The organism is Streptomyces sp. NPDC019937, from assembly GCF_040631655.1.
In the GTDB taxonomy this organism is placed as follows: Bacteria; Actinomycetota; Actinomycetes; order Streptomycetales; family Streptomycetaceae; genus Streptomyces.
Map to the genome: position 1 here is coordinate 36,501 of NZ_JBEYAL010000005.1, position 14,131 is coordinate 50,631.

The window sequence follows — 14,131 nt, forward strand, 5'->3', positions numbered from 1 at the left end:
CGCGACCGGACTCAGTGCCCGCCCCCGAGGTCGTCACGGATCTCCCGCACGACCCGGGCGGCGGTCTGCCGGACCGCCTCCGTCTCCATGAGGAAGTGCCACCAGTCGGGATGCCGCCCCTCCAGCCCCGCGATCGCCCGCTCCAGCCGCCCGACCGCGTCGTCCAGCGGGCGGGCGTGGCGCGGATCGGGGGTGCTGCGCCCGGCCATCGCCAGCCGCTGCGCGTCGCGGATCGCGAAACGGGTGCGCTCGATCTCCTTGTCCTGGTTGAACGACACCTCATCCAGCCGCCGCAACCGGTCCCCGGCCGCAGACACCGCCTCGTCCGTGGTGTTCAGCAGCGCCCGTACCGTACTGAGCAGGGCCGTGGCGTCCGGCCAGCGCTGCTCCTCACGCGCCGCCCGCGCCTCCCCGAGCTTCGCCTCGGCCTGCGCCACGTCCCGCGCCGCCTGCCCGGGCACCGACTGCAGGTCCTGCCAGCAGGCCGCGCTGTAGCGGCGGCGCAGCTCACTGAGGACCGGCTCCACCCCGGCGGCCCGGGTGGTGATCGCCTGGGCGCGGGTCCGCAGCGACACCAGCCGCCGGTCTATCTCGGCCGCCCGCTCCGGCAGCCGCTCCGCCTCCCCGCGAACGGCCTCCGCCCGGCGCAGCACATCGTCCGCGCGCCGGATGGTCTCCTGCACGCCGTGCCGCCCGGCGCCCTGGTTGAGCTTGGTCAGCTCGGGCGCCAGCGCCGCCAGCCGCGCCGCCAGATCGTCCGCCCGCAGCCCGGAGCCGCGCACCTCGTCCAGCGCGTTCGTGGCCGCCAGCAGTGCCTGCCGCGCCCGCTCCACCGCCGGCGCCAGCCGCGCGAGCTGCGTCTCGGCCTGCTGCAGCAGCGGCCCCAGCCCCTGCCCGAACCGGTCCAGATCCGCCTTGGTCCGCCGCAGCTCGTCCCGGGCCCGGGTCAGCTCCGCCCGCGCCCGCCCGGCGGCCGCCGCGTCCAGACCGTCATGGTCCAGGTCGTGCGCGTCCACCGCGCTGATGTAGTCATGGCTGACCTGGTCGATCCGCTGCCCGAGCGCCGCGAAGTCGGCGGCGGCCCGGCGGGCGGCGGGGGAGTCGTCCACCGCCGTGATCGTCTCTATCGAGATCCGCAGATCCCGCTGCGCGGTGTCCAGCTCGTAGAACGCGGCCGCCGCGGCATCCTTCGCGGCCTGCGCCTCCGCCCGCTGGCTCTCCCCGCGTCCCCCGAACCACCGCCGCGCAGGTGTCGCCGCCACTTCCCTCTCCCAATGGATCGCCCGGGCCCGGATGTCATTCTCCCACCCACCAGGGACGAACACAGAGGTCGGTACGGTTCGCGTCGCCGGCCTTCTTCCCGCCACGACCGGCGCCGCAGGCGGATTGCGGCGCTGCCCCGCGAACAAGGTAGGCTGACAGCTCCCCCAGGGCGCATAGCTCAGCGGTAGAGCGCTGCCCTTACAAGGCAGATGTCGGCGGTTCGAATCCGTCTGCGCCCACCAGCACCGCGTCGCCGGTGAACAGCACCCTCGGCCCGGGCGGGTGGGGCGCGATCGACCTGCCCGTGTGTCCGGGCACCGCGACGACCATCGCCCCGCCGCCGAACGCCAGCACATCGTCGTCCTCGGCCTCTCGGTCCACCGACCACCTCCGCTTCGCGCCGGTTGGCCAGTTCGGCTGCCGAGCCGGTGCGGTCCTCATGTCAGTGCGTCAGCTCGACCCGTCGCAAGGCGCCGTTCAGTACTCCTTCGCCTTTCCGCGGCACAGCCCCATGGGGTTTCGATGGCCTCGCCCGTGCGGGCCTGTCAGTGCCCGTCCGCGGCGTCCACGTGCGGCTGCCCGGTCATGACGTCCCCCGCCCGGCTGGGTCGGGCCTGCTCCGTGTGGCCGCGTGGCCATACGGATGCGCGGTACCCGGTCCCGTACCGGGGGACCGCGGGCAGACCAGCGTAGGCATGTACCGTCACATTCCGGGCAGCGCAGGTCGGAACCCCTCTGGGCCCAGTCCCCCACGCGCAGCTCAGCTCGCGTGGTAGCGGTCCGTGGTTGCGCGAATCCACAGGGTGATGCCGCGGGGCTGGATGTGCTAAATTCGCACACATGGAGATCGGGGCACGGATCGCTGAGGCCAGGACGGAACGCGGAGCTACCCAGGCTCAGCTGGCCGCCACCATCGGCATGGATCGCACGGCACTGGCGAAAATCGAGTCTGGGAGCCGCCGTGTAACCGCCATGGAGCTTGTGATGATCGCGCGCGAGCTGGGGCGCCGTGTGGAGTGGTTTGTGGACGAAGTTCCACCTGCCCTCGTCTCCTACCGCAGGGCCCAACCAGGGGTGGCGGTGCAAGTCATCGACACTGAGCTCGACTCCCTGGTCCGCGACGCCGAGTTCGTCGCTTCTGGCTGTCCTGAACTGGTCGCGGGGCAGCCGGAGCCGCTGCCGCACCCGGTCACGATGAAAGACGCGGAGGATCTGGCGGTCCGTGCGCGACGCCTCCTCGGCCTGCGCCCGGAGCAACCGGCACAGGAAGTCTCCAGACTGGCCGCCAACGTAGGACTGTTGGTATTTGCCGTGGATCTCGGCGAAGGCGCGGATGCGGGGACGGTCCTGCTGAGGCGCGGCGGCGTAGCGCTTGTCAACGGGCACTGGCGGGTGGGTCGCCGCCGGCTTGCCGCCGCCCATGAATTGGGCCATTACCTCGTCGCCGATGAATTTTCCTTGGACTGGCGGGTCGCGGCGGCGGAGGCGGAGGGGATTGAAGCCAGGCTGGACCGCTTCGCGCGCGCCCTGCTTCTCCCCGGCGAGGACCTGCGGGGACGCTGGGCCGAGTGGCTGGCCGCCCCGGATGAGACATGGCGTGACGCCGCGGTCCGTGCAGCCAGTCACTACGGAGTGGACATGGCGACCCTGGCACGCAGGCTTCAGGAACTCGGCCTGGTGGACGGGAGTCGCGCGAACGACATCCGTCGGGTCCACACCAAGCAGGCCGACATCGTGGAGAAGAACCTTGTCGTCCGGGATGAGATGGCTCCGGTGGCGCTGCCGCGACCGTATGAGCAGGCGGTATTGAAGCTCTTTCGCCGTGAGGCCATCACGGCGGACCGGGCTCTGGGGCTGCTCCGTGGCACTTTCGGGCCGGACTCGCTGCCGACCCTGCCGCCCGCGTCGGAGGCGGAAATCTGGGAAGTGACCTCGTGACCGAGGCTGAGACCTCCTACGTCCTGGACACCGGTCCGCTGAGTCATTTCGCGCAGGCTCAATGGCTTGGGGTTCTCAAGAGCATTCTGAAGGACCACCACGTGCTGATTCCTGATGTGGTCGCACAAGAATTGCGCCATGGAGTCGACCAGCACCCTCACTTGCAGTCAGTGCTCGACGCAGCTTGGATCGAGACCGTACCCCTCGAAAGTCCCGCTCAGTTATCGGCGTTTGTTTACTACGAGCGACAACTGGTCGGTCCGAACGGGCGCAACATCGGTGAGTGCGGAGTGCTGGCACTCGCCGAAACGTTACCGGGTGCCGTGGCGGTCGTCGACGACCGAGTAGCCGTGGCAGCTTCCCGAGGCCGCCCCGTGATACTGCGTCGTACTCTGGGTCTGCTTTGCGATGCGATACGCGCAGGGCTCCTCACGGTACCTTTGGTGTCTGCCTTGGCTGATGACCTTCTCACCGGCCAGTACCGACTCCCTTTCAAGCAAGGCGGCTTCGCCGAGTGGTGCGACAGAGAAGGAATCCTCTGAATCGCGACCGTGGACGGCGCCGTGGAGTCGGATAACGTTGAAAAACACATGTAGCCGACCGTGGATAGTGTAGGGATCATGCACTCCCAGCCGAACGCAAGGAGTACCCGGAGTGACCCCTGACCAGCTGCGGTCCTTTTGCGTCTCCTTCAACGCGGCCGTGGAGGAGTTCCCCTTCCCGAGTGCCCCGGAGGTCTCGACCTTCAAGGTGCGCGGCAAGATCTTCGCGCTGTCGACCCTGGGCACGCGGCCCCTCACGGTGAATCTGAAGTGTGAGCCGGAGGTCGCGGTTCGGCTGCGCGGTGACCACCCGGGGCTGATCGTGCCGGGGTGGCATATGAACAAGCGCCACTGGAACACGGTGACGGTGGATGGCGACCTGCCGGACCAGCTGGTCCGGGAGCTGATCGAGGACTCGTACGACCTGGTGGTCGCGGGGCTGCCGAGGGCCGAGCGCCTCCGCCTCGACCGGGCCTGAGATTGTCAGGGCTTGGCCGACAGGCGGAAGCGCGCGATGCGCACCCTGTCCGCCGAGGCCAGCGCCTCTTCATGGGTGGGGTACCGGTCGCGCGGCAGTCCGGCGAACGGGTCCCGGACCGCGCCGGGTCCCTTGCGCTGGACCAGTTCCTCCAGCAGGCGCGCCACCTGCTCCCGGTCCTCGACGGCGGTGGCCTCGGCGCGTACCTCCCGGCCGCGCAGCAGCAGGCGTACGGTGCGGGGGTCGCGGAAGTTGCTCATCCAGCCGGTCCGCGCGCCGAATGCCCACACCTCGTCCGGGCGCCATCGGTAGTAGGCCACCGGGATCGCGTAGGTGCGCCCGGACTTGGCGCCCTCGTACGTGAGCAGCATGAGCCGCTTGCTCACGAGTGGGTGGAGCCGGGACCGGAGGAGGGGCCGGACCGCGCGGTTCGCGGCGTTGAAGAAGCTCTCCGGCGGATGCCATCGCGTGCGAGCCATGTGAAGCGGACTCCCCCTTTGCCCCTCGTCCCGTCGGCATCGTGTGATCGCCAACCTAGGGGCCCCTGACAGGGCTGACAAGGACTCAGCCGATCGCGGTGTGGGTCGTCAGGGACGTGGGGCTTTCTCGCCGTGCACGGCTGTGTATTCGGCTGCGAGCCAGGGCCCCAGGTCGTTGATGAGCATCCCGAGCACCGCCGCCTCGGGGGAGGGCGCGCGGCCGGTGGACGCGGCGATGCGCATCTGTTCGACGCGCTCGGGGTAGTAGCGGCCGAAGAGCTCGGCGGACCGGTCGAGGTCGCTGGTCCAGCCGCCCCATCGGGGCATGATCAGGGTGAACCCTGTGCGGACGATGCGACGGCCGACGAGACGGCTGAGGCTCCGGCGATCGGCGTCCGTGGTGGCTTCGGCGGCTTCGGCGTGCCAGCGAGGGAGCACGCGGGCGAGGTCGCCGTTGGTTTCGCGCGCGAGGAGGGCTGTGGGGCGGTAACGGGGTAGGTGTTCCGCGAGGTCGGCCCCGAGCAGCGGGGTGCAGAGGCAGGAGATGAAGAACCCGGCGTCGTGACGCTCCAGGTCGCTGAGCAGAACCCGGGTGCTCGTCAGCAGGATCCCGACGCCATCGATCTGGGGGAATGCGTGGTCGAGCGTGGCCTCTATCGTTCGGGCGTCGGTGCGGTCGGCTTTGGTGGGCTCGTTGTGGAGGGCGAGCTGGAGGTCGAGGTCCGAGACGCCGGGCGTGGCGGTGCCCCGGGGGATGCTGCCGTAGAGGTAGGCGCTGTGCAGGCGCGTTGGACCGAACGTATCGGCGATATGGGCGCGGGCGGCGTCGATGACGGGGGCGAACGCTGCCGGTACTCGGTCCAGCGCGCCTTCACGTGCGATCGTTCCGTCGCGATTCAGCCCTCGTCCGTTCATGGCCGGGGCCGGAGAAGTGGTGGGGCGACGCGGTGTGCGGGGTTGCACAAGCTCTCCGTCATTGCCCCTCGTCCCGTCGGCATCGTGTGATCGCCAACCTAGGGGCGCGCTGGCAGGGCTGACAAGGACTCAGGCGAGTGGCCTGCTGTCGTCCAGGATTCTGCGCGTATAGGCCACGTAGCGCTCGAACAGCTCGCGCTGGGTCCTCCGGGCGATGTCGAAGACCGGTGAGTCGGCTCTCCGGACCCCCGGCAGATAGGGGGAGGTGCGGCAGCGGCCCGTCTCGGAGTCGGGGTCGACGATGCTCAGGTAGCAGGTGGGGAGTTGCTGGGTGATGTGCACGGCGATGCGTCCGGGATGGCCTTCGGCGTCGAAGCGCCTGGCGACCTCCACGAGCTGGCGGGCGGAGTCGGCTGCTCGCTGCGGCAGGTCGGGTTCGCCGATGCTGCGGGCGTACTCGGCGACGAGTGCCGATGCGGGGTCCGCCACGACGTAGGTGAGGTTCACGCCTTGGCTCAGGAGCCGACGTACGGGCTCGACCAGGTCCCGCTCGGGACGCGAGACGAAGAGGCTTGCCAGACTGCGCAGGGCGATGCCGACTTCGACGACCTGGGAACGCGCCCCGTGGAGGAATTCGGCTTTCTCGGTCGGGGCGGGGCGGCCTTGGGCATGAACGGTCAGACCGTGGCTGCTTTCCCGAGCGCACAACCGCTCATCGAGCTGCTGCCCCATCTCCTCCAGAAATCGCTGCCGTTCGGCATCCCGCAGGAACAGTTCGTAGTAGAAGGGGACGGCGACACCGGCGGCGGCGAAGATGGCCAGCTCATTGAGCACGGCCCAGCCGAAGCCGTCACGGCCGTTGGACACCAGGGCGAGGCTCAGCCCGCCGAGGAGGATGCACAGTGCGAGCGCTGCGCGGAATCTGCGCAGCAGACCGTGACCCGTCGGTGCGTTATTGCTCATCGTCCCCCGTCCCCCTCATCGTGCATGCCCCGACGGGCGTGGACTTACGCGCCTTCCCAGTCGGATTTGAGCGGTTACGCCCGGCGTCCGCGCGGCGGGCCGGTGCCCGTTCCGTTGAGGGGGAGCAGGGACCCAAGGGTGGCCCCCCTGACCCAGGCGCCGAGCAGGTTGCGGTGCAGGGCGACGATGTCGTGCTTGATGGCGAGGGCCTGGGCCGCCCGGGTGAAGTGGGCCGTGGTGACGAAGACCGCGACGTCCGCGCCGTGTTCGGCTTTCGCCGTGCCCAGGAACTTCTGCATGTCCCCGCTCGATACCGTGCGGTGTGCCGCGTAGTGCTTGCACTGGATCACCAGCCGCCGGCCGTCCGGCATCCGGCCGATGACGTCGGCGCCCAGGTCACCCGACTTTCCGGAGACGACGACCTGGGTGCAGCCGTCGCGGCGGCACAGCTCCGCGACGTACCGCTCGAACCGCTGCCACGTCATGGCGTCGACCTCGGCCATGGAGCGCTCGCGGGCCTTGTTCTCCTCCTCGGCCTGCCAGGCGCGATGTCCGGCGACCGTCTCGCGGTGCGTCGTACGGAGCCACCAGGCGGCGGCGCCGAGCAGGGCTACGAGGGTTACGACGACGACGTACGGCCACACCGTGTCCCAGGTCAGGGCCAGGATGAGCAGGAGTGCGGCGATGACGGGCCAGGCCCTGCGGCGTAACCGCGTCTGTTCTCGTCGTGCCGCCATCGCGCCTCCCCCTGCCGGTGTGAGCAGTTTCGAGAGCGGTGCGACGCCTCGCAAGACCGCGTGGAAATTCCGGTGACCGTGGGCCGCGCGGTTTCTAGGGTGGGCCTTGTGCTCTCCCGTCCCTCTTTCATCAGTGACGACGCGGTCCTACGTGCGGTAGCCGCCCAGTGGCTGCCCGAGGCCGACGAGGTGGCCCACCTGCCCTGGGGCTTCGGCGCGCACCACTGGCGGGTGGCCGGTGGTGGGACGGCGCTGTTCGTCACGTTGGACCAGTTGGCGCCCCGGCATACCGCGGCGTCACTGGAGGCGGCCTACGCGGGGGCCGCGGCGCTGGGTGCCGCTGGGGTGGAGGCGGTGTGCGCGCCGTTGCCCGCCCGGTCCGGGCGGTTCACCGTCGACGCCGGGGCCGGGGTGCTCAGCGTGACCCCGTGGCTGGAGGGGCGTACGCCTACGGAGGCGGAGGCGCGCGAGCCCGGCCACGTCCGGTCGGTCCTCGCCGCGCTGGCCGCACTGCACGGCAGCGCGCCACCGGACGGTCTGCGGCGGTGGGCTCCGCGCGTCGGCCCCGGGTTCGCCGACGAGCTGCGGGCCCGCACCGCCCGGCCCTGGGGGTCCGGCCCGCTGGCGGAGGAGGCCCGGACCGTGCTCGTCGGCCACGCTGACGCGATCACGCGCTGGACGGGCCGGTACCACGCACTGGCGGACCTCGCCCTGGAGCGCCGGGACGCGTGGGTGCCGACCCACGGCGAGCCGCACAACGACAACCAGGTCATGAGCGCCCACGGGCTGCGGCTGGTCGACTGGGAGTCGCTGGCCCTCGCGCCGCGCGAGCGCGACTACGCCGACCTCCTCGCCGCGGGCGCGGGCGACCGCCTGCACGCCGATCCCGCGATGGTCGAGCTGTTCGCGCTCGACTGGCGGCTGTCCGAGATCGACGAGTACGCACGCTGGTTCGCCGCCCCGCACACCGGCACGGAAGACGATCGCACCGCTCTGGAGGGGCTGCGCGAGGAGCTGTCAGCGGCCGTGTGAGCCAGGGTACGACCACATCTGCCGGCCCTCGGAGGTCACCGTCAGCTCGAAGGCGTCGGCGCCGGGGCTTCCGGCGGTCACGAAGTCGTCGTACACGGCCGTGACTTCCCGCCACAGGTCGCGGGGACCGTACTGCCATGCCTCCTGGGCGTTGACGACGGCAGCCGATCCCTCCCGATCGTGGAGCCACACCTGGTACGTATCGTCCTGTGTCCCGTCGGCCATGACCACGCCCGGCAGCCGCGCGCCCGCGTAGAGGGCGAAGCCCAGGTCGGCCAGCGCACCGAGCGGCTGTGGGCCGGGGCTGCCGCGTCGGCCGGTGTCGCTGTCCACGGGGGCGTCCGGGCGGGGGCGTTCGGAGCGCATCGGCATGAACCTGGCGCCTCCGATGAACCGGCCGCGAGCCGTGCCGTCCGCGGCCGTCTCGAGCCGTACCAGGGCTCCGGACCAGAAATCCCCGGCCAGCGGCGCGACGATGATCCCGCCCACGGTGGTCTGCCGCACCCAGGCGTGGGGGATGCGGCGCACCGCGCAGGTGGCGATGATCCGGTCGTACGGCGCCGCGGATTCCCATCAGCGCACACCGTCGCCCCATACGACGTCGGGGCGGTAACCCGCCGCCTCGATGACCTTGGCGGCCCTCTTCGCCAGCGCCTCGTCGACCTCGACGGTGGTGACGTTCTCGTTGCCCAGTCGCTCGGCGAGCAGCGCCGCGTTCCAGCCGCGGCCGGTGCCGATCTCCAGTACGCGGTGCCCGGCGGCGACATCGAGCGCACCGAGCATCCGGGCCACCATGGTGGGCATGGAGTTGGACGAGGTCGCCAGCCCGGGGCCGTCGCCGCGTCCGTCGTCCACCTGGGTGACGATCGGTACGTCGCGGTAGACCAGGTCCCACCAGGCATCGTCCGTCGTGACCGGTACGCAGGTGGCCTTCTGCTCCCAGATGTCCGCGGGGATGAAGCGGTGGCGCGGCACGACCTCGAACGCGCCGCGCCAGTCCGGTGACAACGCCCCCGACGCGGCGAGGGTGTCGAGGAGTGCGGTGTGGCGTTCCTGCCACCGATCGGTCAACGGATCCTCACCTCTGTTTCGACGGCTGATCGCCGTCCGGCGTGAAGAGTGTGCCCTGCGGCGGTGGAGCCGTGCTGGAGCGGGAGGGCGACCGGCACCCGTCGGGGTGGTTATCCACAGGCTCCGGCGGCTGTCGGTGGGTGGCCGTACCGTGATTCCCGTCCTTATTCACGTTGCTGGGCTGCACGTGACTCGGATGCGGAAGGCCGGGCCCTACAGCACGGGTCCGGCCTTCGTCCGGCTCATCTCCGGTCCGTACGGTCCGGTTGAGACGCCGGCAGGTGGGAGGTGTCGTTGAAGCAGTGCAGGGAGACGGGGAAGCCCGGGCGGTAGCGGAGGACGGTCAGGGCCGCGTTGTCGTGGTTGAGGCCCATCCAGCGCCAGGGCGGTGCGTCGAGCGCGGCGCGGACGAGCCAGCCGATGAGGAAGGTGTGGGTGACGACCAGTTCGTGGCGGTCCTCGGTGCCGGGCACGGGGCCCGTGAAGCGTTCCATGGCCTCGTGGGCCAGCCGTGGGCCTTCGGCGCGCTCGTCCTCCGGTATGCGGTGGACGAAGCCGAGGAGCGGGTCGGCGGAGTCGGGCGGGAGTTCGTCGCGCTCCGGCGTGTGCGGGACGTAGTCCCCGGCGGGCTCGCACGCGTGCGTGGGGACGCCGTCGAGCTGGGCGGCGATCAGGTGGGCCGTCCGGGCGGCGCGGGGGAGCGGGCCGTGGTGGATGGTGGTCAGGGGGATGTTCCGGAGCCGCTTGCCGAGCAGGACGGCCTGGCGGCGGCCGTCGTCCGTCAGCGCGCGCTCGTCCTCGGTCGCCTCGCCGTGCCGGGTGAGGTAGAGGTGGCGGGTTGCCTTCGTGGTCATGGGTCCCCTCGCGGTCCGGGTGCGCGGCACCGGTAGCAGTCGTACGCGGGCGTACGGATGCGTAGATGCCGCTCCTACCGGCCCGGTTCCCGCTCGCCCGGGCCCAGCCGCACCACCGTTTCGGCGAGTTGGACGCACACCTGCTCGATCTGCCGCCGCGTGTGGTCGCGCTCGGCGATGATCGCCGCGAGGAGGAGCGCGGTCAGGGTCGTGGAGCCGTTGAAGGCCTGGAGGGTGACCATCCGGGTCAGCAGCGAGTGGCCCGCGAAGGGGCCGACGCCCTCGGCCGTGGCCTGGATCGCGAGGACGGTGACGATGAGCGAGCAGGGCGCGGCGCCGGGGAGCTGGAAGCGCAGGGCCGCCCAGATGAGGAAGGGGAAGACGAGGAAGAGCAGGCTGGCGGCCGTACGGGTGGCCACCAGCATGACGGCCGCCGTGCCCAGCGGCAGCGCGGCCGCCTCCAGCCAGCGGTACGGGGTGACGCCGCGCGGAAGCCGGGCCCGGCGTGCGGCCAGCAGCAGGGGCGTGACCACCAGGACGCCCATCGCGTCCCCGGTCCACCACACCGACCAGGTGGGCCAGAAGGCGCTCGCGGGGAGGCCGCCGGCGAGGACGAGGGCGGCGGTGCCCAGCGTGGAGCTGATCAGCATTCCGGTCAGGGCGCCGAGGAAGACCAGGGCCAGCGCGTCCCGCAGCCGGTTCAGTTCCGTACGGAAGCCCGCTCGCCGCAGCAGCAGATACGCGCACAGCGGGGCCAGGGTGTTGCCCGCGACGATCGCGAGGACGGCGAGGGGCGCGGGGCCGATGGGGGCGTTGACCGCGAGGGCGCCGAGGGTGATCCCGGGCCAGCCGCGCGGGCCCAGCAGGAGCAGGCAGGTCAGCGCGATCCCGGTCGGCGGCCACAGCGGGGTGACCTGACCGCGTACCAGCTCCTGCAGCAGACCGAGCCTGGCGCCCGCGTAGTAGAAGGCGGCCACGGCGAGGATGACGGCGGCGGTGCGCAGGGGCGTGGTGCGCGGGGGCGTGGCGCGCGGAGGCGTGGTCCCGCTGCCGCCCTCGTCGTCGGACCCGCGCTCGTCGCCCACCACAGCGGCCATGACACTACGGACGGCCCGGCGGCCACGACCGGACACGCGGACCGGCGCGGGCGGCCCGCCGTACGGGTGAGCCACCGGGGTGAGCCGTCAGGGTGGGCCGTATGGGTGACCCGTCCGGATGACGCCCAGCGCATATGCGCACCGGGCTTGCCCACTTCCGCGCGAGACGCCACCGTTGTCCACCAGCGGGCGCGCGCCGCGTGTCCGCATTCGACTGGGACCGGAGGTGCCATGGGACCGCTTGTTCCACCCCTCGTTCCACCGTATGAGACCGTCGGCGAAGGGCCGCACCATGTCATGGCGGTGCACGGCTGGTTCTCGGACCGTGCCGCCTATGCCGCGATGCTGCCGCACATCGACCGGCGCGCGTTCACCTACGTCCTGCCCGATCTGCGCGGCTACGGGGAGGCGCGTGACGTCCCCGGCGCGTACACCACCAGCGAGGCGGGCCGGGATCTGCTCGCGCTCGCCGACCATCTGGAGTGGGAGCGGTTCTCGCTGCTCGGGCACTCGATGGGCGCCGCCGTCGTCCAGCGCGTGCTGGCGGCGGCCCCGCACCGCGTCCGGCGGCTGGTCGGGGTGGCTCCCGTACCGGCGAGCGGGGTGCCGATGGAGGGTGAGCAGTGGGAGCTGTTCACGTCGGCGGCCGACCGGCCCGAATGCCGACGGGCGATCATCGACCTCACCACCGGCGGCCGCCATCCGGACGCCTGGCTCGACCTGATGGTGCGCCATTCGCTGGAGCAGAGCGACGCCAAGGCGTTCCGGGCGTGGCTGGACTCCTGGGCGCTGGAGGACTTCCACGAGGAGGTGGACGGTTCCCCGCTGCCGGTGCGGGTGGTGGTCGGCGCCCATGACCCGGCGCTCACCGCGGAGGTGATGCGCCGGACCTGGCTGCGCTGGTACACCAACGCCGACCTGGTCGAGCTGGCGTCCGCGGGGCACTACCCCGCCGACGAGACGCCGCTGGAACTCGTGCGGGCCGTGGAGGACTTCATAGCCGCTGCCGGGTAGCCCGTGCGGACCCGGGACAGCGGCGAGGGAGCCTCGGAGGAGGGCGGGGCGGAGGCGGACGGCGAGGCGGTGCGGGCGCGGTCGCGCTTCGCCTCGCTCCGCTGGTAGCGCGCCTCGCTCTTCCGGTACTGGGGCAGCAGCGTGTCCATGATCCGGTCCACATAGCCGCGGGTCTCGTGGATGGTCGGGATGCCGCGCGCCCGGAGCACCGCGCCCGGCCCCGCGTTGTACGCGGCCAGGGCGAGCCGCGTCCGGTCGCCGGGGATCCGCTCGACCACGCCGTACAGATGGCACATGTAGTGCGCCTGGGAGGGGATGGCGTCCCGGGGCTCCCAGACGTCGGCCTTGCCGTCGCCGTTGCCGTCCCGCCCCCACTCCTTCCAGGTGTCCGGCGCGAACTGCGAGATGCCCTGGGCGTGCCCGGAGTCCGCGTCCGGCCGCCAGCCGCTCTCCGCGTCGATCTGCGCGGCCAGCAGCGGCACGCTCAGCGGGGAGCACACCTTCGCCGCCTGCTCCACGATCGGGCGCCGGGCGTCCGGGATGACGGGCAGCTTGGGCTCGGAGGGCGTCATGATCTGCCGTACGACGAGGATGGCGGCGACGACCAGCGCGAGACCGGCGACGAATGCCGCGAACATCCCGGCGGCACGGCTCAGCATGCCGGGCCCGGGAGGGCGAAGTGACGCATGAGACGCATGGGACGCATGGGACGCGTGGGTCGCATGGGGAGGACCGTAACGGCAATCCCCGGGTGATCCGTAATCGACGCCACAACGACGCCCGGCGGCACTCAGCGATGCCCGGCGGCCCGGGGCGCGGCGCTACGGAGCCTTCGCGGAGCCTACGGGACCGGGGGCACCGGGCCCGCCGCGGCGACCGCGAGCTGCCCGGCCTCGTCCTCGGCCGGACGCCGCATCACATACGCCGCGCCCGCGCCCGCGGCGAACAGCGCGAGCACCGAGACCGCCGTGCCCAGCCAGCCGGCGCCGAGCCACTGACCGCCGACGTAGCCGAGCGCCACGCTGTACGCGGCCCAGGCCAGACCGGCCACCATCGACCAGGGCAGGAATTCCGTCACCCGACGGTGTGCCGCGCCCGCGCTCAGGCTGACGACCGACCGCCCGGCGGGGGCGAAGCGGGCTATGACGACGAGTGCTCCGCCGCCGCGCACCACCGCGGTGCCCAACTTCTCCTGGGCGGAGGTCAGCCGGCGGGAGCGGGCGATGGCCCGGTCGAGCCGGTCGCTGCCGCGCCAGGCCAGCCGGTAGGCGACCATGTCGCCGAGGACCGAGGCGGTCGCGGCGCACAGCAGCAGCGCGAACATCTCGGGGAAGTCGGCCGCGTCGGCCTGGCGCACCACGCCGACCGGGTCGACGGTGGTGCCCGCGGCGGCGGTGGCGGCCGTGATGACGAGGAAACCGCTCGGCAGGACGGGCAGGAAGACGTCGAGCAGGACCGAGACCGCGATGACTGCGTAGATCCATGGGGTGTTGGTCAGCGACCCCAAATGTTCCAACAACGTTCTTCTCCCGATCCCGTTCCCCCGCCGCCGCGTCCATGTCCGCGCGGGGCGGGCGGGAGCGACCTGTACAGCCATACAGCGTACGCCTGTGACGATCGAGGATACCGGTAAGGGGTGACGATGCTGTTCGAATCACGCCATGCGGGGCACGTGGCCCCGCATGGTGCGATTCACGGCACGTTCACCGTTCGTGCTGTCCGGGCGCGTCACGGAGCGGATCGTGACG

14 protein-coding genes, 1 tRNA gene and 2 pseudogenes are annotated in these 14,131 nt (G+C 71.6%); 6 read left to right on the top strand and 11 right to left on the bottom strand.

What is annotated here, in order from left to right; genetic code table 11:
- Positions 1 to 11: 11 nt before the first annotated feature.
- Positions 12 to 1,262 carry a hypothetical protein gene (locus tag ABZ562_RS05920; protein ID WP_361474643.1) on the bottom strand — a complete coding sequence of 417 codons (1,251 nt, stop codon included), beginning with the start codon at positions 1,260 to 1,262 and terminating at the stop codon, positions 12 to 14.
- Positions 1,263 to 1,430: 168 nt separating this feature from the next.
- Between ABZ562_RS05920 and ABZ562_RS05925 the strand changes: the two genes are divergently transcribed.
- Positions 1,431 to 1,505, top strand: a tRNA-Val gene (locus ABZ562_RS05925).
- Position 1,506: 1 nt separating this feature from the next.
- On the opposite strand, the pseudogene ABZ562_RS05930 reads toward ABZ562_RS05925, so the two are convergent.
- A pseudogene (locus ABZ562_RS05930) lies at positions 1,507 to 1,738 on the bottom strand (MBL fold metallo-hydrolase); the annotation flags it as partial.
- Positions 1,739 to 2,103: 365 nt separating this feature from the next.
- Between ABZ562_RS05930 and ABZ562_RS05935 the strand changes: the two are divergent.
- The 3 genes from ABZ562_RS05935 to ABZ562_RS05945 all read left to right on the top strand — a co-directional run bounded on the left by ABZ562_RS05935 (position 2,104) and on the right by ABZ562_RS05945 (position 4,221).
- Positions 2,104 to 3,201, top strand: coding sequence for an XRE family transcriptional regulator (locus tag ABZ562_RS05935; protein ID WP_361474645.1), 1,098 nt, complete (start codon positions 2,104 to 2,106; stop codon positions 3,199 to 3,201).
- Positions 3,198 to 3,743 (top strand): hypothetical protein, encoded by a 546-nt coding sequence (locus ABZ562_RS05940; RefSeq protein ID WP_361474648.1) that lies wholly within the window; start codon positions 3,198 to 3,200, stop codon positions 3,741 to 3,743. Before ABZ562_RS05935 ends, ABZ562_RS05940 begins: the two co-directional genes overlap by 4 nt.
- A 112-nt stretch (positions 3,744 to 3,855) precedes the next feature.
- Positions 3,856 to 4,221, top strand: a complete 366-nt coding sequence (locus tag ABZ562_RS05945) for an MmcQ/YjbR family DNA-binding protein (RefSeq protein WP_361474651.1) — start codon at positions 3,856 to 3,858, stop codon at positions 4,219 to 4,221.
- 5 nt (positions 4,222 to 4,226) lie between these two features.
- Here the strand turns inward: ABZ562_RS05945 and ABZ562_RS05950 are convergent, their stop codons facing one another.
- From ABZ562_RS05950 to ABZ562_RS05965, 4 genes are all read right to left on the bottom strand, one after another.
- Positions 4,227 to 4,700, bottom strand: coding sequence for a hypothetical protein (locus ABZ562_RS05950; protein ID WP_361474654.1), 474 nt, complete (start codon positions 4,698 to 4,700; stop codon positions 4,227 to 4,229).
- A 108-nt stretch (positions 4,701 to 4,808) separates the two neighbouring features.
- Positions 4,809 to 5,615 carry a nucleotidyltransferase domain-containing protein gene (locus ABZ562_RS05955; protein WP_361474657.1) on the bottom strand — a complete coding sequence of 269 codons (807 nt, stop codon included), beginning with the start codon at positions 5,613 to 5,615 and terminating at the stop codon, positions 4,809 to 4,811.
- 129 nt (positions 5,616 to 5,744) lie between these two features.
- Positions 5,745 to 6,578: a hypothetical protein gene (locus tag ABZ562_RS05960; protein ID WP_361474660.1), complete on the bottom strand. Its 834-nt coding sequence runs from the start codon at positions 6,576 to 6,578 to the stop codon at positions 5,745 to 5,747.
- 74 nt (positions 6,579 to 6,652) lie between these two features.
- On the bottom strand, positions 6,653 to 7,315 hold the full coding sequence (locus tag ABZ562_RS05965; RefSeq protein ID WP_361474663.1) for a restriction endonuclease: 663 nt from the start codon (positions 7,313 to 7,315) through the stop codon (positions 6,653 to 6,655).
- A gap of 108 nt (positions 7,316 to 7,423) precedes the next feature.
- Between ABZ562_RS05965 and ABZ562_RS05970 the strand changes: the two genes are divergently transcribed.
- The gene (locus ABZ562_RS05970; RefSeq protein WP_361474666.1) at positions 7,424 to 8,347 is read left to right on the top strand and encodes a phosphotransferase; all 924 of its coding nucleotides are present in this window, start codon (positions 7,424 to 7,426) and stop codon (positions 8,345 to 8,347) included.
- Here the strand turns inward: ABZ562_RS05970 and ABZ562_RS05975 are convergent.
- From ABZ562_RS05975 to ABZ562_RS05985, 3 genes and pseudogenes are all read right to left on the bottom strand, one after another.
- Positions 8,333 to 9,322 (bottom strand): annotated as a pseudogene (locus ABZ562_RS05975) (methyltransferase domain-containing protein). The gene ABZ562_RS05970 and the pseudogene ABZ562_RS05975 overlap by 15 nt on opposite strands.
- Positions 9,323 to 9,660: 338 nt before the next feature.
- Positions 9,661 to 10,272, bottom strand: a complete 612-nt coding sequence (locus tag ABZ562_RS05980; protein WP_361474668.1) for a histidine phosphatase family protein — start codon at positions 10,270 to 10,272, stop codon at positions 9,661 to 9,663.
- A 74-nt stretch (positions 10,273 to 10,346) separates the two neighbouring features.
- Positions 10,347 to 11,369 (bottom strand): MASE1 domain-containing protein, encoded by a 1,023-nt coding sequence (locus tag ABZ562_RS05985; protein ID WP_361474671.1) that lies wholly within the window; start codon positions 11,367 to 11,369, stop codon positions 10,347 to 10,349.
- A gap of 231 nt (positions 11,370 to 11,600) precedes the next feature.
- On the opposite strand from ABZ562_RS05985, the gene ABZ562_RS05990 reads away from it, so the two are divergent.
- Positions 11,601 to 12,383: an alpha/beta hydrolase gene (locus ABZ562_RS05990; RefSeq protein WP_361474673.1), complete on the top strand. Its 783-nt coding sequence runs from the start codon at positions 11,601 to 11,603 to the stop codon at positions 12,381 to 12,383.
- Here ABZ562_RS05990 and ABZ562_RS05995 read toward each other — a convergent pair.
- Together ABZ562_RS05995 and ABZ562_RS06000 are read right to left on the bottom strand one after the other, a co-directional pair.
- Positions 12,314 to 13,042 (bottom strand): lytic transglycosylase domain-containing protein, encoded by a 729-nt coding sequence (locus ABZ562_RS05995; protein WP_361474675.1) that lies wholly within the window; start codon positions 13,040 to 13,042, stop codon positions 12,314 to 12,316. The two genes, ABZ562_RS05990 and ABZ562_RS05995, sit on opposite strands and share 70 nt — an antisense overlap.
- Before the next feature lie 182 nt (positions 13,043 to 13,224).
- Entirely contained in the window at positions 13,225 to 13,902 is a 678-nt protein-coding gene (locus ABZ562_RS06000; RefSeq protein WP_055550642.1) for a VTT domain-containing protein, read from the bottom strand.
- Positions 13,903 to 14,131: the final 229 nt, after the last annotated feature.